The sequence below is a fragment of the Thermoanaerobacterium xylanolyticum LX-11 genome (assembly GCF_000189775.2).
GTDB classification, from domain to species: Bacteria; Bacillota; Thermoanaerobacteria; order Thermoanaerobacterales; family Thermoanaerobacteraceae; genus Thermoanaerobacterium; species Thermoanaerobacterium thermosulfurigenes.
This window is the reverse complement of record NC_015555.1, coordinates 344,684-365,725: the sequence shown is the minus strand read 5'-3', so window position 1 is coordinate 365,725 and position 21,042 is coordinate 344,684. Positions and strand designations below refer to the sequence as shown.

The 21,042-nt window shown below is 38.4% G+C and carries 34 protein-coding genes; all 34 read right to left on the bottom strand.

Going from position 1 to position 21,042, the window contains the following annotated elements:
- Nucleotides 1–9: 9 nt before the first annotated feature.
- Nucleotides 10–378, bottom strand: a complete 369-nt coding sequence (gene rpsM / locus THEXY_RS01865; protein WP_013297002.1) for a 30S ribosomal protein S13 — start codon at nucleotides 376–378, stop codon at nucleotides 10–12.
- A gap of 11 nt (nucleotides 379–389) precedes the next feature.
- Nucleotides 390–503, bottom strand: a complete 114-nt coding sequence (gene rpmJ / locus THEXY_RS01860; protein ID WP_013787170.1) for a 50S ribosomal protein L36 — start codon at nucleotides 501–503, stop codon at nucleotides 390–392.
- Between the two features lie 15 nt (nucleotides 504–518).
- Nucleotides 519–737, bottom strand: a complete 219-nt coding sequence (gene infA / locus THEXY_RS01855; RefSeq protein WP_013297001.1) for a translation initiation factor IF-1 — start codon at nucleotides 735–737, stop codon at nucleotides 519–521.
- Between the two features lie 16 nt (nucleotides 738–753).
- Nucleotides 754–1,026, bottom strand: coding sequence for a KOW domain-containing RNA-binding protein (locus THEXY_RS01850; protein ID WP_013787169.1), 273 nt, complete (start codon nucleotides 1,024–1,026; stop codon nucleotides 754–756).
- Nucleotides 1,027–1,038: 12 nt separating this feature from the next.
- Nucleotides 1,039–1,785 carry a type I methionyl aminopeptidase gene (gene map / locus THEXY_RS01845; RefSeq protein WP_013787168.1) on the bottom strand — a complete coding sequence of 249 codons (747 nt, stop codon included), beginning with the start codon at nucleotides 1,783–1,785 and terminating at the stop codon, nucleotides 1,039–1,041.
- The gene (locus THEXY_RS01840; RefSeq protein WP_013787167.1) at nucleotides 1,785–2,435 is read right to left on the bottom strand and encodes an adenylate kinase; all 651 of its coding nucleotides are present in this window, start codon (nucleotides 2,433–2,435) and stop codon (nucleotides 1,785–1,787) included. The genes map and THEXY_RS01840 overlap by 1 nt, the downstream gene beginning before the upstream one ends.
- Before the next feature lie 15 nt (nucleotides 2,436–2,450).
- Entirely contained in the window at nucleotides 2,451–3,707 is a 1,257-nt protein-coding gene (gene secY / locus THEXY_RS01835) for a preprotein translocase subunit SecY (RefSeq protein ID WP_013787166.1), read from the bottom strand.
- Nucleotides 3,708–4,148 (bottom strand): 50S ribosomal protein L15, encoded by a 441-nt coding sequence (gene rplO, locus THEXY_RS01830; protein ID WP_013787165.1) that lies wholly within the window; start codon nucleotides 4,146–4,148, stop codon nucleotides 3,708–3,710.
- A gap of 12 nt (nucleotides 4,149–4,160) precedes the next feature.
- Nucleotides 4,161–4,346 (bottom strand): 50S ribosomal protein L30, encoded by a 186-nt coding sequence (gene rpmD / locus THEXY_RS01825; RefSeq protein WP_013787164.1) that lies wholly within the window; start codon nucleotides 4,344–4,346, stop codon nucleotides 4,161–4,163.
- A 10-nt stretch (nucleotides 4,347–4,356) separates the two neighbouring features.
- Nucleotides 4,357–4,860, bottom strand: a complete 504-nt coding sequence (rpsE, locus tag THEXY_RS01820; protein ID WP_013787163.1) for a 30S ribosomal protein S5 — start codon at nucleotides 4,858–4,860, stop codon at nucleotides 4,357–4,359.
- A 14-nt stretch (nucleotides 4,861–4,874) separates the two neighbouring features.
- Nucleotides 4,875–5,240 (bottom strand): 50S ribosomal protein L18, encoded by a 366-nt coding sequence (gene rplR / locus THEXY_RS01815; protein WP_013787162.1) that lies wholly within the window; start codon nucleotides 5,238–5,240, stop codon nucleotides 4,875–4,877.
- A gap of 11 nt (nucleotides 5,241–5,251) precedes the next feature.
- Nucleotides 5,252–5,791: a 50S ribosomal protein L6 gene (rplF, locus tag THEXY_RS01810; protein WP_013787161.1), complete on the bottom strand. Its 540-nt coding sequence runs from the start codon at nucleotides 5,789–5,791 to the stop codon at nucleotides 5,252–5,254.
- 22 nt (nucleotides 5,792–5,813) lie between these two features.
- Nucleotides 5,814–6,212, bottom strand: coding sequence for a 30S ribosomal protein S8 (gene rpsH / locus THEXY_RS01805; RefSeq protein ID WP_041592051.1), 399 nt, complete (start codon nucleotides 6,210–6,212; stop codon nucleotides 5,814–5,816).
- Nucleotides 6,213–6,222: 10 nt separating this feature from the next.
- A complete protein-coding gene (locus THEXY_RS01800) occupies nucleotides 6,223–6,408 on the bottom strand; it encodes a type Z 30S ribosomal protein S14 (RefSeq protein ID WP_013296990.1) in 186 nt (61 codons plus the stop codon).
- A gap of 13 nt (nucleotides 6,409–6,421) precedes the next feature.
- The gene (gene rplE / locus THEXY_RS01795) at nucleotides 6,422–6,961 is read right to left on the bottom strand and encodes a 50S ribosomal protein L5 (RefSeq protein ID WP_013787159.1); all 540 of its coding nucleotides are present in this window, start codon (nucleotides 6,959–6,961) and stop codon (nucleotides 6,422–6,424) included.
- Nucleotides 6,962–6,978: 17 nt separating this feature from the next.
- On the bottom strand, nucleotides 6,979–7,302 hold the full coding sequence (gene rplX, locus THEXY_RS01790) for a 50S ribosomal protein L24 (RefSeq protein ID WP_013787158.1): 324 nt from the start codon (nucleotides 7,300–7,302) through the stop codon (nucleotides 6,979–6,981).
- Between the two features lie 13 nt (nucleotides 7,303–7,315).
- Nucleotides 7,316–7,684, bottom strand: coding sequence for a 50S ribosomal protein L14 (gene rplN, locus THEXY_RS01785; protein WP_013296987.1), 369 nt, complete (start codon nucleotides 7,682–7,684; stop codon nucleotides 7,316–7,318).
- 19 nt (nucleotides 7,685–7,703) lie between these two features.
- Entirely contained in the window at nucleotides 7,704–7,958 is a 255-nt protein-coding gene (gene rpsQ, locus THEXY_RS01780) for a 30S ribosomal protein S17 (protein ID WP_013787157.1), read from the bottom strand.
- A 15-nt stretch (nucleotides 7,959–7,973) separates the two neighbouring features.
- Nucleotides 7,974–8,177, bottom strand: coding sequence for a 50S ribosomal protein L29 (gene rpmC, locus THEXY_RS01775; RefSeq protein WP_013296985.1), 204 nt, complete (start codon nucleotides 8,175–8,177; stop codon nucleotides 7,974–7,976).
- On the bottom strand, nucleotides 8,167–8,601 hold the full coding sequence (rplP, locus tag THEXY_RS01770; RefSeq protein WP_013787156.1) for a 50S ribosomal protein L16: 435 nt from the start codon (nucleotides 8,599–8,601) through the stop codon (nucleotides 8,167–8,169). The genes rpmC and rplP overlap by 11 nt, the downstream gene beginning before the upstream one ends.
- Before the next feature lie 2 nt (nucleotides 8,602–8,603).
- On the bottom strand, nucleotides 8,604–9,269 hold the full coding sequence (gene rpsC, locus THEXY_RS01765; RefSeq protein WP_013787155.1) for a 30S ribosomal protein S3: 666 nt from the start codon (nucleotides 9,267–9,269) through the stop codon (nucleotides 8,604–8,606).
- Between the two features lie 12 nt (nucleotides 9,270–9,281).
- On the bottom strand, nucleotides 9,282–9,614 hold the full coding sequence (gene rplV, locus THEXY_RS01760; protein ID WP_013787154.1) for a 50S ribosomal protein L22: 333 nt from the start codon (nucleotides 9,612–9,614) through the stop codon (nucleotides 9,282–9,284).
- Between the two features lie 17 nt (nucleotides 9,615–9,631).
- Nucleotides 9,632–9,913, bottom strand: coding sequence for a 30S ribosomal protein S19 (gene rpsS / locus THEXY_RS01755; RefSeq protein WP_013787153.1), 282 nt, complete (start codon nucleotides 9,911–9,913; stop codon nucleotides 9,632–9,634).
- A 21-nt stretch (nucleotides 9,914–9,934) separates the two neighbouring features.
- The gene (gene rplB / locus THEXY_RS01750; RefSeq protein ID WP_013787152.1) at nucleotides 9,935–10,765 is read right to left on the bottom strand and encodes a 50S ribosomal protein L2; all 831 of its coding nucleotides are present in this window, start codon (nucleotides 10,763–10,765) and stop codon (nucleotides 9,935–9,937) included.
- Between the two features lie 25 nt (nucleotides 10,766–10,790).
- Nucleotides 10,791–11,084, bottom strand: a complete 294-nt coding sequence (gene rplW, locus THEXY_RS01745) for a 50S ribosomal protein L23 (RefSeq protein WP_013787151.1) — start codon at nucleotides 11,082–11,084, stop codon at nucleotides 10,791–10,793.
- The gene (gene rplD, locus THEXY_RS01740) at nucleotides 11,084–11,704 is read right to left on the bottom strand and encodes a 50S ribosomal protein L4 (protein WP_013787150.1); all 621 of its coding nucleotides are present in this window, start codon (nucleotides 11,702–11,704) and stop codon (nucleotides 11,084–11,086) included. Before rplD ends, rplW begins: the two co-directional genes overlap by 1 nt.
- Before the next feature lie 17 nt (nucleotides 11,705–11,721).
- Nucleotides 11,722–12,351, bottom strand: a complete 630-nt coding sequence (gene rplC / locus THEXY_RS01735; protein ID WP_013787149.1) for a 50S ribosomal protein L3 — start codon at nucleotides 12,349–12,351, stop codon at nucleotides 11,722–11,724.
- Between the two features lie 51 nt (nucleotides 12,352–12,402).
- Nucleotides 12,403–12,711, bottom strand: a complete 309-nt coding sequence (gene rpsJ, locus THEXY_RS01730; protein ID WP_013296976.1) for a 30S ribosomal protein S10 — start codon at nucleotides 12,709–12,711, stop codon at nucleotides 12,403–12,405.
- A gap of 177 nt (nucleotides 12,712–12,888) precedes the next feature.
- Nucleotides 12,889–14,091: an elongation factor Tu gene (gene tuf / locus THEXY_RS01725; protein ID WP_013787148.1), complete on the bottom strand. Its 1,203-nt coding sequence runs from the start codon at nucleotides 14,089–14,091 to the stop codon at nucleotides 12,889–12,891.
- Between the two features lie 26 nt (nucleotides 14,092–14,117).
- Complete coding sequence (fusA, locus tag THEXY_RS01720; protein ID WP_013787147.1) at nucleotides 14,118–16,187, bottom strand: elongation factor G; 2,070 nt, start codon at nucleotides 16,185–16,187, stop codon at nucleotides 14,118–14,120.
- Between the two features lie 48 nt (nucleotides 16,188–16,235).
- Entirely contained in the window at nucleotides 16,236–16,706 is a 471-nt protein-coding gene (gene rpsG, locus THEXY_RS01715; protein WP_013787146.1) for a 30S ribosomal protein S7, read from the bottom strand.
- Nucleotides 16,707–16,721: 15 nt separating this feature from the next.
- Nucleotides 16,722–17,093 carry a 30S ribosomal protein S12 gene (rpsL, locus tag THEXY_RS01710; protein ID WP_013787145.1) on the bottom strand — a complete coding sequence of 124 codons (372 nt, stop codon included), beginning with the start codon at nucleotides 17,091–17,093 and terminating at the stop codon, nucleotides 16,722–16,724.
- Nucleotides 17,094–17,157: 64 nt separating this feature from the next.
- Nucleotides 17,158–17,403, bottom strand: coding sequence for a ribosomal L7Ae/L30e/S12e/Gadd45 family protein (locus THEXY_RS01705; protein WP_013787144.1), 246 nt, complete (start codon nucleotides 17,401–17,403; stop codon nucleotides 17,158–17,160).
- Nucleotides 17,404–17,487: 84 nt separating this feature from the next.
- Nucleotides 17,488–21,042, bottom strand: coding sequence for a DNA-directed RNA polymerase subunit beta' (rpoC, locus tag THEXY_RS01700; protein ID WP_013787143.1), 3,555 nt, complete (start codon nucleotides 21,040–21,042; stop codon nucleotides 17,488–17,490).

Below are 21,042 nucleotides of genomic sequence, written 5' to 3'. Positions count from 1 at the left end.
CCCTCCTTATTATTTCTTCTTCTTAGCAACAGTCTTTTTAGGACCTTTTCTCGTACGAGCATTTGTCCTTGTCCTTTGACCGCGCACTGGCAAACCCTTTCTATGCCTTATCCCTCTATAGCATCCTATATCAATAAGCCTCTTTATATTCAAAGAAACTTCTCTTCTTAAATCACCTTCGACTTTATACTCTTTGTCAATTATATCTCTTAATCTTGACACTTCATCCTCTGTGAGATCTTTAACTCTTGTATCTGGATTAACGCCAGCTTTAGCCAATATCTCGTTTGAACGAGAACGTCCTATGCCGTAAATATAAGTCAATCCTATTTCAACACGTTTTTCTCTAGGTAAATCAATGCCAGCAATTCTCGCCATCTTTACACCTCCTAACCTTGTTTTTGCTTGTGTTTAGGATTCTCACAAATTATCATTACTTTACCTTTTCTTTTTATAACTTTACATTTTTCGCAAATCGGTTTTACCGATGGTCTTACCTTCATTATTATACCTCCTTATCACTTACCGCGCCATACAATTCTTCCTCTTGTCAAATCATATGGGGATAATTCAAGCGTAACTCTGTCCCCTGGTAGAATCCTGATAAAATTCATCCTAAGTTTGCCAGAGATATGCGCCAAAATTCTATGTCCATTATCAAGTTCTACCTGAAACATTGCATTTGGTAAAGCTTCTATTACTTTACCTTCTACTTCGATAACATCATCCTTTGCCAAGGATATCATACCCTCCTTATTCTTCACACTTAAACTGTTTTAAAGCTTCAATTATTTCAGCATTTGTAACAGTCTGACCAATCAATATTTTCTCTCTTATTTTTTCGTTCACTTCATTGTACTTCTGAAGATGAATCAATTTCTTTTTCTTAGGCTTTTCAATTTTTCTTAACTCGCCATCAGAAATTAACACATGTTTTTCGTCGGCAACTCCAACAATTATAAAAACTCTATCCTTATCTCTCCCAGCTTTTGATTTGACTATTCGGCCTATTGAGGTATCATCCATTAAATTCACCTCTTACACTAATGTCAAGATTTCGGGCTCACCTTTTGTTATGACTATCGTGTTTTCATAGTGTGCAGAAGCACTTCCATCAACTGTTACAACTGTCCAATTATTTTCTTTTATCTTTACATTATACTTACCTTCGTTGACCATAGGTTCGATTGCCAGGGTCATGCCGTACCTCAACTTTGGACCCCTTCCAGGTGGACCATAGTTGGGTATCTGTGGATCTTCATGCATTTTCTTGCCTATTCCATGTCCTACATATTCCCTAACAACCGAAAACCCATTTTTCTCAACGTATGATTGTATAGCATTTGATATATCAGATAACCTGTGCTGTTCAGTTGCCATTTTTATACCTTCGAAGAAACTTTGCTTTGTGACATCTATCAATTTTTGAAGATTATCACTGATTTTCCCAACAGCAAAAGTCCTCGCTGCATCACCATTAAATCCACGGTAAATTGCACCAGTATCTATACTTATAATATCGCCTTCCTTAAGCTTTCTTAAACCTGGTATTCCGTGAACAACTTCGTCATTAATCGATGCGCATATTGTCGCAGGAAATCCATAAAGGCCTTTAAAAGCCGGCTGGCAATCCTTGCTTCGGATGTATTCTTCGGCAATTTCATCCAGTTCTTTTGTCGTTATCCCCGGCTTAATATACTTTTCCAGCAAATTCAGAACTTCTCCTGTGACCTTACCAGCATATCGCATCAAAGCAATTTCACTATCTGATTTAATGTATATCATTAAACTTCGTCTCCTATTAATGCCTGTATCTCCTCAAAAACTTCATTAACAGGTTTATTTCCATTGATATTCCGTATCAAGTTTAAATTGCCGTAGTATTCAACAAGTGGTTTTGTTTCATCTTCATAAACTTCCAATCGCTTTAAAACAGAATCGATGTTATCGTCCGTTCTTTGTATCAGTTTTTCACCGCAGTTATCGCAAATCCCTTCAACTTTAGGCGGTTTTGTAAAAATGTGATATGTGGCACCGCAAGATGGACAAACTCTCCTGCCACTTAACCTTTTTACTAATTCATCTCTATCAACAACAATATTTATTACATGATCAATTTTTAGATTCCTTTCACCTAAGTATCTATCAAGAGCTTCTGCTTGAGAGACATTTCTTGGATATCCATCAAGTAGAAAGCCCTCTTTACAATCGTCTTTTGATAATCTATCTTCGACTATCCTGTTTGTCACATCATCTGGCACCAACAATCCCTTATCAATATACTGTTTTGCTAATTTGCCAAGTTCTGTGTTGTTCTTAATGTTATACCTAAAGATATCGCCAGTTGAAATATGAGGTATTTTATAATCCCTAGTTATACTTTCCGCCTGTGTCCCTTTTCCAGCTCCAGGTGGTCCTAACAATATGATTCTCATATATTCTCCCCCTGACTATCTCAAGAATCCCTGGTAGTTACGCATTATGAGCTGTCCTTCTATCTGCTTCATTGTTTCTAGTGCTACACCAACAGCAATCAACAATGCCGTACCGCCAAAGTACAACTGTAAACCAGTCGCGTTCATCATTATTACAGGAAGCACTGCAACTAATGCTAAGAATATTGATCCCACAAAAGTTACTCTGTTCATTACTCTTGTAATGAAATCCGTTGTCGGTTTTCCAGGTCTAATTCCCGGAATAAAACCACCATATTTTTTCATGTTGTCAGAAATCTCAATAGGATTAAATATTATCGCAGTGTAGAAGTAGGTAAAGAAAATTATAAGGAGAACATTTAATATATTATATATCCAACCATTCGTTCCAAGCCATTTTTCTGTAAAAGCGTAAAATGCTGATTTTGGAAAAAACGTAGCTATCTGCTGGGGAAATTGCAGAAGTGATAGTGCAAATATTAGAGGAATTACACCAGCCATGTTTATTCTTATCGGTATGTGTGTTGATTGTCCTCCGTATACTTTACGACCTACTACTCTTTTTGCATATTGGACAGGTATTCTCCTTTGCCCTTCAGACATCAGAATGATTGAGACAACCATCACAAGTATCACGATCAAAAAGGCTATTGCACCAAATATATTTGCAGTTCCCGCACCAACATATTGCACAGTAGTGTATACCATATTTGGTATTCTGGCCAGAATACCAGCGAAGATTATGAGCGAACTGCCATTACCAACACCATTTTCTGTTATTCTCTCACCAAGCCACATCAAGAAGGATGTACCTGCTGTCAATGTCAATACGATAATCGTCAAATTTAAGAAATTAGGTTGAATAACCGCACTTCTAAGTCCTATAGTCATACCTATAGCCTGAATTAATGCCAATACAACTGTCATATAGCGAGTGTATTGCGCAATCTTCTTTCTGCCTTCTTCGCCTTCCTTCGCCATTTGCTCCAATGAAGGTATCGCTATAGTCAATAGCTGCATAATGATTGATGCATTGATGTAAGGAATAATACTCATAGCGAATATTGTAAAATCACGGAATGCACCGCCTGAAATTATATCAAAAAACCCGAAAAGCGTTCCTTGTCCAAGTATGTTTTTGATTTGATTTGGATCAATACCAGGAACTGGTATATGTGATCCAAGTCTAAAAACCAAAAGCATTAAAACTGTGTATATTATCTTCTTTCTAATGTCTGCAACTTTCCAAGCATTGACAAGGCTGTTTAGCATTTATATCACCTCTGCCTTTCCCCCTATTGATTCTATCTTATCTATAGCAGATTTGCTGAACTTGTGTGCTTTTACAGTTAATTTTTTGCTGAGATCGCCCGAACCCAAAATCTTGACACCATCTTTGACTTTTTTGATAATTCCTCTCTCGATTAAGAGCTCTGGAGTTACAACAGTTCCATCTTCAAAATTATCAAGCAGGCTTAAGTTGACGATAGCGTATTCCTTTTTAAATATGTTAGTAAACCCTCTTTTTGGTAAACGCCTTGTCAAAGGCATCTGTCCACCTTCAAAGCCTGGTCTAATATTTCCACCACTTCTTGCCTTTTGGCCTTTATGTCCGCGACCTGATGTTTTTCCTAAGCCTGAACCTATGCCTCTTCCAACTCTTTTTCTTTCCTTTCTTGAACCTTCTGCAGGTTTTAAATCATGAAGTCTCAACGTCTACACCTCCTATTCATTTACTTCTTCAACTTTGACCAGATGTCTAACCTTGTTTATCATTCCTCTTACTTGTGGTATATCATCTAAAACCGAGCTACTGCCTATTTTTCCTAATTTCAAAGCTCTAACTGTATCTATTTGTGACTTCTGACGTCCTATTGTGCTTCTAACTAATGTCACTTTTAATTTTGCCATTTCAATCCTCCTATCCAAGCAATTGCTCAACAGGAATTCCGCGCAATTTAGCAACTTCTTCAGCAGTTTTTAATGATTTCAAACCTTCAATTGTAGCATATACCATGTTTGTAGAGTTGGCTGAACCCAAAGATTTTGTCAAAATATCTTTAATGCCCGCTGACTCAAGAACTGCACGCACAGGTCCCCCGGCGATAACTCCTGTACCTTCCTTTGCTGGTTTTAACAAAACCTTTCCTGCTCCAAAAACTCCAACAGCGTCATGTGGAATTGTTGTACCTACTATAGGAACTTTGATCAAGTGTTTTTTTGCATCCTCTACAGCTTTTCTGATTGCTTCAGGAATTTCTGCAGATTTTCCAGTTCCTACTCCTACATACCCTTTATCAGGATCTCCAACAACTACCGTTGCGCTAAATCTAAAATTTCTTCCACCTTTGACGACTTTAGCAACACGATTTAAGCTTACAACTCTCTCTTTTAAGTCAAGATTCGATATATCAATACGAGCCATGATTTCCCTCCTTATTAAAAATTCAAACCGCCTTCTCTTGCAGCGTCTGCTAATTCTTTTACAACACCATGGTACACATATCCGCCACGATCGAAAACAACATCTTTTATTCCTTTTTCAATCGCCTTCTTAGCAATCAGCTTTCCTACTAATTTTGCCGACTCTTTGTTAGCTCCCTTCGCAATACTCTTAAGCTCGGGGTCTAATGTTGATGCATGGGCCAATGTAACTCCATTTACATCATCAATTAATTGTGCATATATATGGCTTAAACTTTTGTACACGCTAAGTCTAGGTCTTTCACTTGTCCCTGATATTTTTTTTCTCACTCTAAGATGACGTCTTTTACGTGTCATTTGCCTATCAATTTTTGATATCATTTTATCACCCCTTACTTCTTACCTGTTTTGCCTTCTTTAAGCCTTACATATTCACCAACATACCTTATGCCTTTTCCTTTGTATGCATCTGGTTGTCTTACCTTTCTTATGTTCGCAGCCACTTCACCAACTCTTTGTTTATCAATGCCTTTTACCGTTATCTTGTTTGTTCCATCAACAACGAACTCTATGCCTGGCTCTTCTTCAATTTCTACAGGATGTGAATATCCAACAGTTAAGACTATCTTTTTCCCTTGCTTTGCAACACGATAACCTACTCCTACGATCTCGAGGCTTTTCTCATAACCTGTGCTAACACCTTTTACCATGTTCTGAATCAAGGCTCTTGTCGTACCATGCATAGCTCTTGCTTCTTTATCATCGCTGCTTCTCGTTACTATTACTTTATTATCTTCGACAGCTATATTAACTAAATTTGGAAAATCTCTTTCAAGAGTACCTTTCGGTCCTTTCACTACAACGTGATTGTTGTTTACTGTAACTGTTACGTCTTTTGGTATTTCAACTGGTTGTTTTCCTATTCTAGACACGCTTTACACCTCCTATTTAGAATTACCAGATATAGCAGAGAACTTCTCCTCCGACACCCTCTTTTTTAGCTTCTTTATCTGTCATTATACCTTTTGATGTTGATATTATAGCCATACCAAGACCACCTAAGACTCTTGGAATTTCATTGCTTTTTGCATAAACTCTTAAACCCGGTTTGCTTATCCTTTTAAGCCCTGATATTACTCTTTCTTTATTCGGTCCATATTTAAGTGTAATCTTTAATATACCTTGTTTACCATCATCTATTTCCTCAACTGCTTTAATAAACCCTTCGCGAAGCATTATCATTGCTATCGCTCTTTTTGTGTTTGATGCTGGTATTTCAACTGTTTCATGTCTAACTATGTTTGCATTCCTTATACGTGTAAGCATATCTGCGATTGGATCTGTCATTTCAATACCTCCCCTCTTACCAGCTTGCCTTTTTTACGCCTGGAATAATGCCTTGATGAGCATATTCTCTAAAGCAAACACGGCATATTCCATATTTTCTTATATATGCATGTGGACGTCCACAAATTTTACACCTGTTATAAGCTCTTGTACTAAATTTAGGGGTCTTTTTTTGCTTCAATATCAATGCCTTTCTGGCCATTTATATACCTCCTTTACTTAGCAAACGGCATTCCCATAAGCTCCAAGAGTGTTCTCGCTTCTTCATCATTCTTTGCTGTCGTTACAAAAATTATATCCATTCCTCTAACTTTATCAATCTTGTCATAATCTATCTCAGGGAATATAAGCTGCTCTTTTATGCCGAATGAGTAATTTCCTCTACCATCAAAAGATTTTGTAGGAAGTCCTCTGAAATCTCTAACTCTTGGCAGTGCTACATTAAACAGCTTATCTGCAAATTCATACATTCTTTCGCCTCTTAAAGTGACTTTAACACCTATTGGCATGCCTGCACGAATTTTAAAATTAGCTATTGACTTCTTCGCTCTTGTAACCACAGGCTTCTGACCTGTTATTACAGCCAAATCATTTGAAGCTGCCTCAATCGCTTTAGGATTTTCTCTTGCTTCACCAAGTCCTATATTTAAAACTATCTTCTCCAATTTCGGCACTTGCATTATATTTTTGTAAGAATACTTCTCCATAAGAGCAGGTACTACTTCATTTACATATTTATCTCTAAGCCTTGCCATGATAAACCTCCTTTCACTTACAATGTCTCTCCACACTTTTTGCAGTATCTTATCTTCTCACCATCAGCAAGAATTTTAACACCATATCTGACTCCTTTACCGCAATTGTTGCAGTATAACATTACTTTAGATGCAAAGATAGGTGCTTCTTGATGTATTATTCCACCTTGATCCTGTGGACTTCTTGCTCTTTTATGCTTTGTTACTACATTTACACCTTCAACTAAAACCTTGCCTTCTTTTGGCAATGCTTTAAGAACTTTGCCTTTTTTCCCTTTATCTTTCCCAGATATTACTGTGACTATATCACCTGTTTTAACGTGAAGTTTTTTTCTCTCCAATTGTTACACCTCCTTATAGAACTTCCGGTGCAAGTGAAATTATCTTCATAAAGTCTTTTTCCCTTAATTCTCTGGCAACTGGTCCAAATATACGAGTTCCTCTTGGCTGCAAATCGTCTTTTATTATAACAGCAGCGTTATCATCGAATCTTATATAAGTACCATCTTTTCTGGCAATGCCTTTCTTTGTTCTAACTATGACAGCTTTTACTACATCGCCTTTTTTTACAACACCTCCGGGTGTTGCACTTTTGACAGAAGCAACTATTATATCACCTATATTAGAGAATTTTCTCGTTGAACCACCCATCAAATGTATACACATAATCTCTTTAGCACCAGTATTGTCTGCAACTTTTAATATTGTTTGAGGCTGTATCATCTCAAATACCTCCTTTCAGTCATTCTGCCTTTTTAATTATCTCAACAAGCCTCCATCTTTTTTCTTTGCTTAAAGGCCTAGTTTCCATTATCTTAACTATATCCCCAATATTACATTGATTGTTTTCATCGTGTGCCTTAAACTTCTTCGTACGTCTTACTATCTTGTTGTACAGTGGATGTCTTATTCTATCTTCTACAGCAACAACTATCGTCTTCTGCATCTTGTTGCTGACAACTTTTCCTATTCTAACTTTTCTCATGCCTCTTTCCAATTTAAATCCTCCTTTCTATGCATTCAACTTGCCAAGTTCTCTTTCTCTTAAGATCGTCTTTATTCTTGCTATAGACTTTCTGACATCTCTAACTCTCATAGGATTGTCCAATTGTCCAGTGGCAAGTTGAAACCTAAGGTTAAAAAGTTCTCCCTTTAAATCGGAAAGCTTCTGCAATAATTCTTCGTCTGTCAATTCTCTAATCTCTTTAGCCTTCATTCTCTTCACCACCCAATTCTTCACGTTTTACGAACTTCGTTTTTATAGGCAGTTTGTGCTTAGCTAATCTTAAAGCTTCCCTTGCAACATCCTCATTTACACCAGCTATCTCAAAAAGCACTCTTCCCGGCTTCACTACGGCTACCCAGTATTCAGGTGATCCCTTACCAGAACCCATACGTGTCTCTGCAGGTTTTTCCGTTACAGGTTTATCTGGGAAAATTTTTATCCAAACTTTTCCGCCTCTCTTTATATACCTTGTCATAGCAACCCTGGCAGCCTCTATTTGAACCGCCGTTATCCAGCCACCTTCAAGCGCTTGTAAACCGTAATCTCCATAAGTTACTGTATTTCCTCTTGTAGCGTTGCCTTTTATCCTGCCTCTTTGCTGTTTCCTGTATTTTACTCTCTTAGGCATCAACATGGTTATTTGCCTCCTTCCGCTGTTACCTGTTTCTTCGGCTGTGGCAATATCTCTCCTTTGTTAATCCAAACTTTAACGCCGATCTTGCCATATGTTGTATTTGCTTCCGCAAATCCATAATCAATGTTAGCTCTTAATGTCTGTAGTGGCACAACACCTTCATGGTATCTTTCAGTACGAGCAATTTCAGCTCCTGCCAATCTTCCTGAACACGCAATCTTTATACCCTTAGCACCTTGTTTCATTGCTCTCGCTATAGATTGCTTCATTGCACGTCTGAATGAAATTCTTCTTTCTAATTGTGAAGCTATGTTTTCAGCCACTAACTGTGCATCCAACTCTGGATTCTTTACCTCAACGATGTTTATGACGACTTTTTTATTCGTCATTTTTTCGATTTCTTGTCTCAATTCTTCAATACCTGCTCCACCTTTTCCTATTACCATGCCAGGCTTTGCAGTATAAACATCAATCTTTATCCTGTTAGCTGCTCTTTCTATTTCTATTTTCGGCACACCCGATGCATAGATTTTATTCTTTATATAGTCTCTTATCTTAATATCTTCAATCAAAAGATCGCTAAAATCTTTATCCTTTGCAAACCACTTTGCATACCAATCTTGTGAAACACCAACTCTTAAGCCACGAGGATTAATCTTTTGACCCATTTTATCCCTCCTTTATTTTTCATCAACTACTACTGTTATATGGCTCGTTCTTCTTCTCATCAGATTTGATCTACCCATCGCTCTCGGCATCATTCTCTTCATTATAGGACCTTGATCAGCAACAGCTTTAGCAACATAAAGGTTGTCTCTATCAAGTCCTAAGTTGTTTTCAGCGTTTGCAATAGCTGATTTTAAAACTTTTTCCACTATACCTGCCGCCTTATTTGGAGTAAACTTTAATATCGCTAACGCTTCATTGACATCCTTACCGCGTATTAAATTCATAATAAGGCCTGCTTTTTGAGGTGAAATTCTTACATATTTTGCGACTGCTTTCGCTTCCACACTATTACCTCCTTTGCCTATTGTACTTTTGAAGACTTTTCAGTATCTGCATGGCCGTGGAACGTACGTGTTGGAGCAAATTCCCCTAACTTATGACCAACCATATCCTCTGTTATATAGATAGGTACATGCTTTCTACCGTCGTGTACTGCTATAGTATGACCAACCATCTGTGGGAATATAGTGGAACTCCTTGACCATGTCTTCAAAACCTTTTTTTCATTCTTCTTATTCATTTCTTCTATCTTTTTCAAGAGTTTTTCATCAACATAAGGGCCTTTTTTTAAGGATCTACTCAAAATTACAGCCTCCCTTCCCAACTAAGCTTTGCGACTTTTTACTATCATTTTATTAGTAGACTTGTTTTTCTTACGTGTCTTATATCCAAGAGCAGGTTTGCCCCATGGAGTCATTGGTCCTGGATGTCCTATAGGTGCCTTACCTTCACCACCGCCATGTGGGTGATCAACAGGATTCATTACAGAACCTCTGACTGTAGGCCTTATACCTAACCATCTTGACCTACCAGCTTTACCAATCGTTACATTCTCATGATCTAAATTAGATACTTGTCCGATTGTAGCTCTACAATTGGATCTAATACGCCTTACTTCTGATGACGGCATTCTTACCTGTACATAATCCCCTTCTTTTGCTATCAATTGAGCCATAGAGCCAGCCGCTCTAACCAACTGTCCACCTTTACCAGCTACCAATTCGATATTATGAATAAATGTACCAACTGGAATATGACTTAGTGGAAGCGCATTGCCTACTTTAATATCAACATTTTCACCAGACTCTACTATATCACCGACTTTTAAACCATGCGGCGCTATAATATATCTTTTTTCACCATCAAGATAGTGGATAAGCGCAATAAATGCTGATCTGTTTGGATCGTACTCTATTGAAGCTACTTTTCCTGGTACACCATCTTTATCTCTTTTAAAATCAATGATCCTGTATTTTCTTTTGTGCCCGCCGCCACGATGACGAACAGTTATCCTGCCGTATACATTGCGTCCACCTGTTTTGTTGAGACTGACTGTCAATGACTTTTCTGGTTTATCTTTTGTAATTTCTTCAAATGTCAATACAGTCATTTGCCTCCTACCAGGTGATGTAGGATTGTATTTTTTTATACCCATTGTTTTCCCTCCTTAAATAGATCTCTTACGCTTGCAGTCCTTCAAAGAATTCAATTCCTTTGCTGTTTGGTTTTAGTTTCACGATAGCCTTTTTGTAGCTATTAGTCCTGCCGACATTTCTACCTACTCTTTTTAACTTACCCATATAATTCATTGTATAGACTTTTTCAACATCGACACCAAATAATTCTTCAACAGCTTGCTTTATCTGAATCTTATTCGCATTTTTATCGACGATGAAGGTGTATTTTCTCTCATTCATTAGATTCATGCTTTTTTCCGTAATAACCGGTTTTAAGATTATATCTCTTGCATCCATCAAGCATACACCTCCTCAACTTTATTAACCGCATCTTTTGTAATTATAAATCTGTCGTATTTTAATACATCGTATGTGTTCAAGCTATTTGCAAAAACAGCCTTTACATTTGGTATGTTCCTGGATGACAAAATAACATTTTCCTTGCCATCAGGAATGACAATAAGCGCATTCTTTACATCAAACTTTTTAAGCATCTCGGCAATTTTTTTAGTTTTTGGCTCATCTATATTAATATCATCAATGACTATTATCTCATTGTCTCTTACTTTTGAAGATAACGCTGATTTTAATGCAAGCCTCTTAACCTTCTTTGGAATGTTGTAACTGTAATCTCTTGGTTTCGGCCCAAAAACAACGCCACCTTTTACCCATTGTGGTGCTCTTATACTTCCTTGACGAGCTCTACCGGTACCTTTTTGTCTCCACGGCTTAATACCGCCACCTCTAACTTCGCCACGTCTTTTTGTTGAATGAGTACCCTGTCTTTGGTTTGCCAAATAATTTAAAACCGCTTCATGCATGACAGGTACATTTACTTCAACACCAAATACATTGTCACTCAATTCAATTTCACCAATTTGTTCTGCATTTATATTGTAAACCGCTACCTTCGGCATCTATTTTCCTCCTTTCGTTATTTGCTCTTAACAGTGTCTCTTATCATAAGGAGCGAACCCTTAACTCCTGGCACTGAACCTTTAATAAGCAGCAAATTCTTTTCAGGATCAACTTTTACTACCTCTAAATTTTGGATAGTAACTCTTTCATTTCCCATATGACCTGGAAGTCTTTTGCCTTTAAATGTCCTTGAAGGATCTGAACTAGCTCCCATCGAACCCGGTCTTCTATGGTATTTAGAACCATGGGCCATAGGTCCTCTATTGGCATTGTACCTTTTTACGACACCTGCAAATCCTTTACCCTTTGACGTTCCAATTACATCGACCCTGTCACCAACAGAAAATATGTCAGCTTTTATTTCACTGCCAACTTCATAGGATGATATATCATCTAACCTAAACTCTCTTAAATACTTTTTAAATGGCACATTTGCTTTCGCAAAATGACCCTTTAAAGGCTTTATCAATCTTTTTTCTTTTACATCACCGAAACCAACTTGTATAGCATCGTATCCATCATTTTCTTTAGTCTTTTTTTGAACAACTACACATGGACCTGCTTCTACAACTGTAACTGGTATCATTTCGTTTCCCACAAATATCTGTGTCATTCCATGTTTTTTACCTAATATTGCCTTTTTCATCTTCTACCCTCCTGAAATCATCGGACGCTTTCGCGTCATAATTTCCTAATTTTATAATTTTATCTCTATATCGACACCCGCTGGTAAATCCAATCTCATTAATGCATCTACAGTTTTAGGTGTTGGGCTTAATATGTCAATAAGTCTCTTGTGTGTCCTTGTTTCAAACTGTTCTCTCGAATCTTTGTATTTATGTGGCGCTCTCAGTATTGTAATTACATCTCTTTCCGTAGGAAGTGGTATAGGTCCTGACACTTCTGCGCCTGTTCTCTTTGCCGTTTCAACAATCTTTTCAGCAGATTGATCTAACACCATATGATCAAAAGCTTTTAATCTTATGCGAATTTTCTGTTTGGGCATAATTATTCCCTCCTTCTATATAAGCAATCATTAATTCCATATACACTCATCCGCGCGTTTTCAACTCTGTAAAAAATCCGTCCAACTTTATTAGTTTACCTTAAAGACCGCATTATTTCAAGTCTTGACAAAACAATAGTTATGTGCTAATAGCTTATGCTATTAGCACATTTTTTCTTAAGCAAGAATCTTGGAAACAACACCGGCTCCTACTGTGTGTCCGCCTTCTCTTATAGCAAATTTTAATCCTTCTTCCATCGCTATCGGTGTTATTAATTCTATTGTCATCGTTACGTGGTCTCCGGGCATTACCATCTCTACGCCCTCTGGTAATTCTATTACTCCTGTTACGTCTGTTGTCCTGAAGTAGAACTGCGGTCTGTATCCATTGAAGAATGGTGTGTGTCTTCCGCCTTCTTCTTTTGTTAACACGTATACTTGTCCTTCAAATTTCGTGTGCGGTTTTACCGACCCTGGTTTCGCTAAGACTTGTCCTCTTTCTACTTCTTCTCTTGTTACTCCTCTTAACAATACTCCTATGTTATCTCCTGCTTCTGCTTCATCCAGCGTCTTCCTGAACATCTCTACCCCTGTTACTACTGTCTTCTTGCTTTCGTCTGATAATCCTATTATCTCTACTTCGTCTCCTACTTTTAACTTGCCTCTCTCTACTCTTCCTGTTGCAACTGTTCCTCTTCCTGTTATCGTGAATACATCTTCTACCGGCATCAGGAATGGTTTGTCTACGTCTCTTTCTGGTGTTGGTATATAACTGTCAACTGCATCCATTAAGTCCCATATCTTGCCACACCATTGACAGTCTCTTTGTCCACATCCGCATTCCATTGCTTTTAATGCTGAACCTACTACTATCGGTGTGTCATCTCCTGGGAATTCATATTCATTTAAGAGCTCTCTTACTTCCATCTCTACTAATTCGATTAATTCTTGGTCGTCTACCATGTCTGCTTTGTTTAAGAATACTACAATGTATGGCACGCCTACCTGTCTTGCTAACAGGATGTGCTCTCTTGTCTGTGGCATTGGACCGTCTGCTGCTGATACTACCAGTATCGCTCCGTCCATCTGCGCTGCTCCTGTTATCATGTTCTTTACGTAGTCTGCGTGTCCTGGACAGTCAACATGGGCATAGTGCCTTTTCTCTGTCTCGTACTCTACGTGCATTGTGTTTATTGTGATTCCTCTTGCTTTTTCTTCTGGTGCTTTGTCTATTTCATCGTATGCTGTCGCTTGTGCCATTCCTTGTTTTGACAATACTATCGTTATTGCTGATGTTAATGTCGTTTTGCCATGGTCTACGTGTCCTATTGTCCCTATGTTTGCATGGGGTTTCTTTCTTTCGAATTTTTGCTTTGCCATTTCTTTTCCTCCTTACATTAATTTTTTTATTTTTTTTCTAATATTTGATCAGCAATGTTTTTAGGTACTTCTTCATAATGGCTAAATTGCATCGTATAAGTACCTCTTCCTTGAGTTTTTGAACGAAGGTCTGTAGCATATCCAAACATTTCAGCCAGTGGAACCATGCCTCTTATGACTTTCGCACCAGCTCTATCCATCATACCTTCGATTCTTCCACGTCTTGAGTTTATGTCACCCATTACGTCGCCCATATATTCCTCAGGAACAACGACTTCCACTTCCATTATAGGCTCTAAAAGAACAGCTCCGCCCTTTTTCATACCTTCTTTGAAAGCCATTGAACCTGCTATCTTAAATGCCATATCAGATGAGTCGACTTCATGGTATGAACCGTCAACTAATGAAACTTTAACGTCAACAACTTCGTATCCTCCAAGGATGCCATTTTCCATTGCTTCCTGCACACCGGCATCTACTGAAGGAATGTATTCTTTTGGTATGACACCACCGACTATCTTATTTTCAAATTGATACCCTTGACCTCTCTCTAAAGGCTCCATTTCAAGCCATACATGACCATACTGACCACGTCCACCTGACTGTCTTATGAATTTTCCTTCCACACGTACAGGTTTTGTTATAGTCTCTTTGTATGCAACTTGTGGTTTACCAACGTTGCACTCTACATTAAATTCTCTCTTCATTCTGTCGACTATGATTTCCAAGTGCAATTCGCCCATACCAGCTATAATAGTCTGGCCTGTCTCTTGATCTGTGTACGTCTTAAATGTAGGATCTTCTTCAGCCAGTTTTTGAAGAGCTACTGCCATTTTATCCTGAGCAGCTTTAGTTTTTGGCTCTATTGCAACTCTTATAACAGGTTCAGGAAACTCCATTGACTCTAATAGAATAGGCTGATTTTCATCGCACAATGTATCTCCTGTAGTTGTATCTTTCAGTCCAACTGCTGCAGCTATATCACCTGTATAAACTTTGTCAATTTCCTTCCTGTGGTTAGCGTGCATCTGGAGAATTCTTCCTATTCTCTCTTTCTTCCCTTTTGTGGAATTTAAAACATATGAACCTGCTTCCAAAGTTCCTGAATATACTCTAAAAAACGCAAGCTTTCCAACGTAAGGGTCAGCCATTATCTTAAAAGCAAGTGCTGAAAATGGTTCGTTGTCATCTGCCTTTCTCTCTATCTCCTCATCGCTATTAAGCTTCATGCCCTTTACAGCAGGAATATCTATAGGAGATGGCAAATACCTTACGACAGCATCCAGCATAGGCTGAACACCTTTGTTCTTGTAAGAAGAACCACAAGTTACGCACACCAGCTCGTTGTTGATAGTTCCCTTTCTTAAAGCAGCGTGTATTTCCTCTTCTGTAATCTCTTGACCTTCTAAGTATTTTTCCATCAAAACTTCATCTTGCTCTGAAACAGCTTCTAATAGCTTTTCTCTATACTCTTCCGCTAAATCCTTTAAATCTGCAGGAATCTCAACTTCGTCTGACACTGTTCCTAAATCATCTTCGTATATGATAGCGCGCATCTTAATCAAGTCAATAATCCCAACAAACGTATCCTCTTTCCCTATAGGAAGCTGTATCGCTACAGGATTTGCGTTCAATCTTTCTTTCATCATTTTAATTACATTAAAAAAGTCCGCACCCATTATGTCCATCTTATTTACGTAAGCCAATCTTGGGACTCTGTACTTATCAGCCTGTCTCCAAACCGTCTCTGATTGTGGCTCAACGCCACCCTTTGCGCAAAAGACTGCAACTGCACCATCTAACACTCTTAAAGAGCGCTCTACCTCAACTGTAAAGTCCACGTGTCCCGGCGTATCTATTATATTTATCTTATGATCTTTCCAATAGCATGTTGTAGCAGCAGAAGTTATCGTAATACCTCTTTCCTGCTCTTGCTCCATCCAGTCCATTGTAGCATTTCCCTCATGCACTTCACCTATTTTATGGACTTTCCCTGTATAAAACAGTATTCTTTCGGTAGTAGTAGTTTTGCCAGCATCTATATGCGCCATTATTCCAATATTCCTAACTTTATCTAAGCTGTAATCTCTAGGCATTTATATCCTCCTTTCCTGCCCATATAATACACACTACCATCACCATCATTACCATCTGTAATGTGCGAATGCTTTATTTGCTTCAGCCATTTTATGTGTATCTTCTCTTTTCTTGACGCTAGCACCTGTATTATTTGCCGCATCCATGATTTCAGCTGCTAACTTCTCAACCATTGTCCTTCCGCTTCTTTTTCTTGCAAAGTCAATGATCCATCTGATTCCAAGAGTTTGCCTTCTCTCAGACCTTACCTCAACAGGTACTTGGTAAGTAGCACCACCTACACGTCTCGGCTTTACTTCAAGAACAGGCATGACATTGTTCAATGCCTCTTCAAATACTTCTAATGGATCTCTACCAGTTTTTTCGCGTATTAAATCAAATGCACCGTAGCATATCTTCTGTGCTATACCTCTCTTGCCACTGTACATTATCTTATTTATTAACTTTGTCACTTTTTTGCTATTATATACTGGATCTGGTAGCACATCGCGTTTTGCTACATAGCCTTTTCTAGGCATTCACTATCCCTCCTATCATTTAGGTTTTTTAGCACCATATTGCGAGCGAGCTTGTTTCCTGTTTGCAACTCCAGCTGCATCAAGTGTTCCTCTTATAATTTTGTATCTAACACCAGGCAAATCTTTTACCCTTCCACCTCTTATAAGTACAACAGAGTGCTCTTGAAGATTATGACCAATACCCGGTATATATGCTGTAACTTCAGTGTTATTGACAAGTCTTACCCTTGCTATCTTTCTTAAAGCAGAGTTTGGCTTCTTTGGTGTTGTAGTTTTAACAACTGTGCAAACACCCCTCTTTTGAGGATTACCTTTTAATGCCGGGGATGCAGATTTATATTTAACTTTCTTTCTTCCTTCTCTTACTAATTGATTGATTGTCGGCATCATTCCACCTCCTTCCAATTTTTAGAAGATTTATCCCCTAAATAGGGGATAAATCTGATTGCTCTTACTTTAATTCAGCAGCAGTAGCTGCTCCAACATCAATGCCGCACATATCACCTAATTCACTCATTGTGTCTATATAAACTATTTCGATAGACTTTGAATTACAAGCATCAATGATTTTTTTAGTTACATGTTCTTCAGCATCCCGAGCAATATATACTTTAGCAGCTTTATCATTTGTAACGGCTTTAAATGTCTGCTTCGCTCCTATAACCATTTTAGAAGAACTGCTTTTACTTGAACTCATTAAGTTCTTCCTCCCTACATGGAAGTAGTTTTTAACACACTTAAATATTTTATCATTAAGGTCAATCTCTGTCAACAATAGATATTATTTTACATCTGCCTCCACATTATCACTTTCAGCAGCATTTTCTTCACTTTCTGATTGACCTGCAGTCTTAACGACAATGTTTCTGTACCTTGACAAACCAGTTCCTGCCGGAATCAGTTTACCAATTATGACATTTTCCTTAAGACCTATCAAAGGATCAACCTTTCCTTTTATAGCTGCATCAGTCAAAACTCTGGTTGTCTCTTGGAATGATGCAGCAGATAAGAATGAATCTGTAGCAAGTGCAGCTTTTGTGATTCCTAAAAGGGCTCTCGTTCCTGAAGCTGGCCTTAAGCCTTTCTCCAAGGCCTTTCTGTTTTCTTCCTCAAAAGCAAACATATCTACCAGTTCACCAGGCATCATTGATGTATCTCCAGAATCTTCAATCTTAATCTTCCTCATCATTTGACGTATTATTACCTCGATGTGTTTGTCGTTTATTTCAACACCTTGTAGTCTATATACTTTTTGAACTTCCTGCAATAAATACGTCTGAACCGCAAATAATCCTTTTATCTTCAATATATCATGCGGATTTACAGATCCTTCTGTAAGCTCGTCGCCTGCTTCGATGTACTGGCCATCTTGAACTTTAAGCCTTGATCCGTAAGGTATAAGGTATGTCTTTGAAATATTATTTTCATTGTCTGTTATTACAACTTCTCTCTTCTTTTTGGTTTCATTTATTTTGACAATACCTGGTATCTCAGATATGACAGCTAATCCTTTTGGCTTTCTCGCTTCAAACAACTCTTCAACCCTCGGTAAACCTTGTGTTATATCAGCACCAGCAACACCGCCGGTATGGAAAGTCCTCATTGTAAGCTGTGTACCTGGTTCTCCTATAGCCTGCGCTGCGATTATACCGACAGCCTCGCCAATCTCAACTTGTGAACCGGTAGCCAAGTTCCTTCCATAGCACATCCTGCAGACGCCATGTTTTGATTTGCACGTCAAAAGCGATCTTATCTTAACCTTTTTGATGCCTAATTCTTCAATCCTCTCTGCATCTTCTTCAGAAATCATCGTATTTTTCTTTACTATTATTTCGCCTGTAATAGGATCTTTTATGTCTTCCAATGATATTCTTCCGCTTAATCTATCTGCAAGCTTTTCTATTACTTCATTGCCTTCCTTAATCTCAGTTACGTAAATTCCTTCATCTGTGCCGCAATCATCTTCCCTGATTATCACATCCTGGCTTACATCTACAAGCCTTCGTGTTAAATAACCTGAGTCGGCAGTTCTTAAAGCTGTATCAGCTAAGCCCTTTCTGGCACCGTGAGTAGAAATAAAGAATTCCAAAACGTTGAGTCCTTCTCTAAAGTTAGACCTTATAGGAAGCTCAATTATCCTACCTGCAGGGTTAGCCATCAATCCTCTCATACCAGCTAACTGCTTTATCTGATTTTTGCTACCTCTTGCACCTGAATGAGCCATCATGAATATAGGATTGAATCTATCAAGATTAGCCATGAGAGCGTCACTTACTTTTTCTGTCGTCATGTTCCACGTTCTAATGACGCTTTCGTACCTTTCTTCTTCTGAAATGAGACCACGCCTAAACTGAGCATCTATTTTCTTAACTGCTTCGTCAGCTTCATTTAAAAGGGTCTTCTTCTCTTCAGGTATTGCCATATCAGAAACGCTAACAGTCAATGCAGCCTTAGTAGAATATTGATATCCTAAAGCTTTTATCTTGTCTAAGGTTTCAGCGGTCTTTGTAGGTCCATGCACTCTGTATACTCTGTCCAATATCTTGCCTAATTTCGACTTATCGACTAATGTAGATACTTCCAAATCAAACATGGTATCAGGATTTGTCCTATCTACAAAACCTAAATCTTGAGGAATAGCTGAATTAAATATAAGTTTTCCTATAGTGGTCTCGATAACTTTAGTCTTGATCTCGCCATTTACCTCTCTCTTCATTCTCACTTTTATCTTAGCATGGATGTTTATTTGACCTAATTGATAGGCCATAAGAGCTTCTTCATAATCTTTAAATAGTCTGCCTTCACCTAAGACGCCGTCTTCATCGCCTGTCAGATAGTAGCACCCTAAAACCATATCTTGAGTAGGTGTCATGACAGGCTTTCCATCCTGTGGCTTTAATATGTTATTAGCAGCCAACATTAAAAATCTTGCTTCTGCTTGCGCCTCTACAGTCAAAGGAACGTGGACTGCCATCTGGTCTCCATCAAAGTCAGCGTTGTAAGCTGTACATACCAAAGGATGAAGCTTTATAGCTCTGCCTTCTACTAAGACAGGTTCAAATGCCTGTATGCCTAAACGGTGTAGTGTAGGTGCTCTGTTTAAAAGAACTGGATGCTCTTTGATTACATCTTCTAAAACATCCCACACTTCTGGGCGGACTTTCTCAACCATTCTCTTTGCGCTTTTTATATGCTGTGCTATTCCTTTGTCAACAAGCCTTTTCATCACAAAAGGCTTGAAAAGCTCAAGAGCCATCTCTTTAGGAAGACCGCACTGATAAAGCTTTAATTCCGGGCCAACTACTATAACAGAACGTCCAGAATAGTCTACCCTCTTACCTAACAAGTTTTGCCTAAACCTTCCTTGCTTACCTTTTAGCATATCAGACAAAGACTTCAGTGGTCTGTTGCCAGGACCTGTAACTGGTCTTCCTCTTCTGCCATTATCAATAAGGGCATCAACAGCTTCCTGCAACATTCTCTTCTCATTTCTGACTATGATGTCAGGAGCGCCTAAGTCAAGAAGTCTTTTCAATCTATTGTTTCTATTTATGACCCTTCTATAAAGATCGTTCAAATCCGATGTTGCAAACCTTCCACCATCCAATTGAACCATTGGTCTTAAGTCAGGTGGAATTACAGGTATGACGTCAAGTATCATCCATTCAGGCTTATTGCCTGAATCCAAAAATGCTTGCACAACTTCTAATCTTCTTATTGCTCTGACGCGCTTTTGACCCGTTGACTCCCTAATTTCAGCCTTTAACTCTTTTGACAATTTCTCAAGGTCTATCTCTTGGAGAAGTTCTTTTATAGACTCGGCACCCATGCCTGCTTTAAACTTATTGCCGTACTTATCTAAATACTCTCTGTACTCTTTCTCGCTTAAAAGCTGCTTTTTAGAAAGGTTAGTCTCACCGGGATCTATCACGACATAAGACGCAAAATACAAAACTTTTTCAAGGGCTCTCGGCGACATGTCAAGTATCAGTCCCATGCGGCTTGGTATGCCCTTGAAATACCATATATGGGAAACAGGGGCAGCAAGTTCAATATGCCCCATTCTTTCACGTCTAACTTTCGACCTCGTAACCTCAACGCCACATCTATCACATATAACACCTTTGTATCTTACTCTCTTGTACTTGCCACAATGGCATTCCCAGTCCTTCGTAGGTCCAAATATCTTTTCACAAAACAATCCTTCTCTTTCTGGCTTTAAGGTCCTGTAATTTATAGTCTCAGGTTTTTTCACTTCACCTCTTGACCATTCCCTTATCTTTTCGGGTGAAGCAAGTCCTATTTTCATCGAATCAAAATTTTTAAGCTCAAACAA

Excerpts from the sequence above, each read along its gene's own strand:
- rplD (WP_013787150.1), bottom strand. The coding sequence starts at position 11,704 with ATGCCGAAGGTAGCGGTTTACAATATAAATGCAGAACAAATTGGTGAA.
- THEXY_RS01705 (WP_013787144.1), bottom strand. The coding sequence starts at position 17,403 with ATGAGTTCAAGTAAAAGCAGTTCTTCTAAAATGGTTATAGGAGCGAAG.
- rpmC (WP_013296985.1), bottom strand. The coding sequence starts at position 8,177 with ATGAAGGCTAAAGAGATTAGAGAATTGACAGACGAAGAATTATTGCAG.
- THEXY_RS01840 (WP_013787167.1), bottom strand. The coding sequence starts at position 2,435 with ATGAGAATCATATTGTTAGGACCACCTGGAGCTGGAAAAGGGACACAG.
- rplP (WP_013787156.1), bottom strand. The coding sequence starts at position 8,601 with ATGTTGATGCCTAAGAGAGTAAAATACAGGAAACAGCAAAGAGGCAGG.
- rpmJ (WP_013787170.1), bottom strand. The coding sequence starts at position 503 with ATGAAGGTAAGACCATCGGTAAAACCGATTTGCGAAAAATGTAAAGTT.
- rpsE (WP_013787163.1), bottom strand. The coding sequence starts at position 4,860 with ATGGCTCGTATTGATATATCGAATCTTGACTTAAAAGAGAGAGTTGTA.
- THEXY_RS01800 (WP_013296990.1), bottom strand. The coding sequence starts at position 6,408 with ATGGCCAGAAAGGCATTGATATTGAAGCAAAAAAAGACCCCTAAATTT.
- fusA (WP_013787147.1), bottom strand. The coding sequence starts at position 16,187 with ATGCCTAGAGATTACAGCTTAGATAAAGTTAGGAATATTGGAATAATG.
- THEXY_RS01850 (WP_013787169.1), bottom strand. The coding sequence starts at position 1,026 with ATGGATGATACCTCAATAGGCCGAATAGTCAAATCAAAAGCTGGGAGA.
- map (WP_013787168.1), bottom strand. The coding sequence starts at position 1,785 with ATGATATACATTAAATCAGATAGTGAAATTGCTTTGATGCGATATGCT.
- rpsJ (WP_013296976.1), bottom strand. The coding sequence starts at position 12,711 with ATGCCCAAACAGAAAATTCGCATAAGATTAAAAGCTTTTGATCATATG.
- rpsG (WP_013787146.1), bottom strand. The coding sequence starts at position 16,706 with ATGCCTAGAAAAGGCTATGTAGCAAAACGCGATGTGCTACCAGATCCA.
- rplB (WP_013787152.1), bottom strand. The coding sequence starts at position 10,765 with ATGGGTATAAAAAAATACAATCCTACATCACCTGGTAGGAGGCAAATG.
- rpsM (WP_013297002.1), bottom strand. The coding sequence starts at position 378 with ATGGCGAGAATTGCTGGCATTGATTTACCTAGAGAAAAACGTGTTGAA.
- rplE (WP_013787159.1), bottom strand. The coding sequence starts at position 6,961 with ATGGCAAGGCTTAGAGATAAATATGTAAATGAAGTAGTACCTGCTCTT.
- rpsL (WP_013787145.1), bottom strand. The coding sequence starts at position 17,093 with ATGCCGACAATCAATCAATTAGTAAGAGAAGGAAGAAAGAAAGTTAAA.
- rpsC (WP_013787155.1), bottom strand. The coding sequence starts at position 9,269 with ATGGGTCAAAAGATTAATCCTCGTGGCTTAAGAGTTGGTGTTTCACAA.
- tuf (WP_013787148.1), bottom strand. The coding sequence starts at position 14,091 with ATGGCAAAGCAAAAATTCGAAAGAAAGAAACCCCATGCAAACATAGGG.
- secY (WP_013787166.1), bottom strand. The coding sequence starts at position 3,707 with ATGCTAAACAGCCTTGTCAATGCTTGGAAAGTTGCAGACATTAGAAAG.
- rplN (WP_013296987.1), bottom strand. The coding sequence starts at position 7,684 with ATGATACAGCCTCAAACAATATTAAAAGTTGCAGACAATACTGGTGCT.
- rplC (WP_013787149.1), bottom strand. The coding sequence starts at position 12,351 with ATGAAAAAGGCAATATTAGGTAAAAAACATGGAATGACACAGATATTT.
- rplW (WP_013787151.1), bottom strand. The coding sequence starts at position 11,084 with ATGGATGCAAGAGATATAATCTTAAAACCGGTTATTACGGAAAAAAGC.
- rplR (WP_013787162.1), bottom strand. The coding sequence starts at position 5,240 with ATGATATCAAAAATTGATAGGCAAATGACACGTAAAAGACGTCATCTT.
- rpmD (WP_013787164.1), bottom strand. The coding sequence starts at position 4,346 with ATGGCAAAATTAAAAGTGACATTAGTTAGAAGCACAATAGGACGTCAG.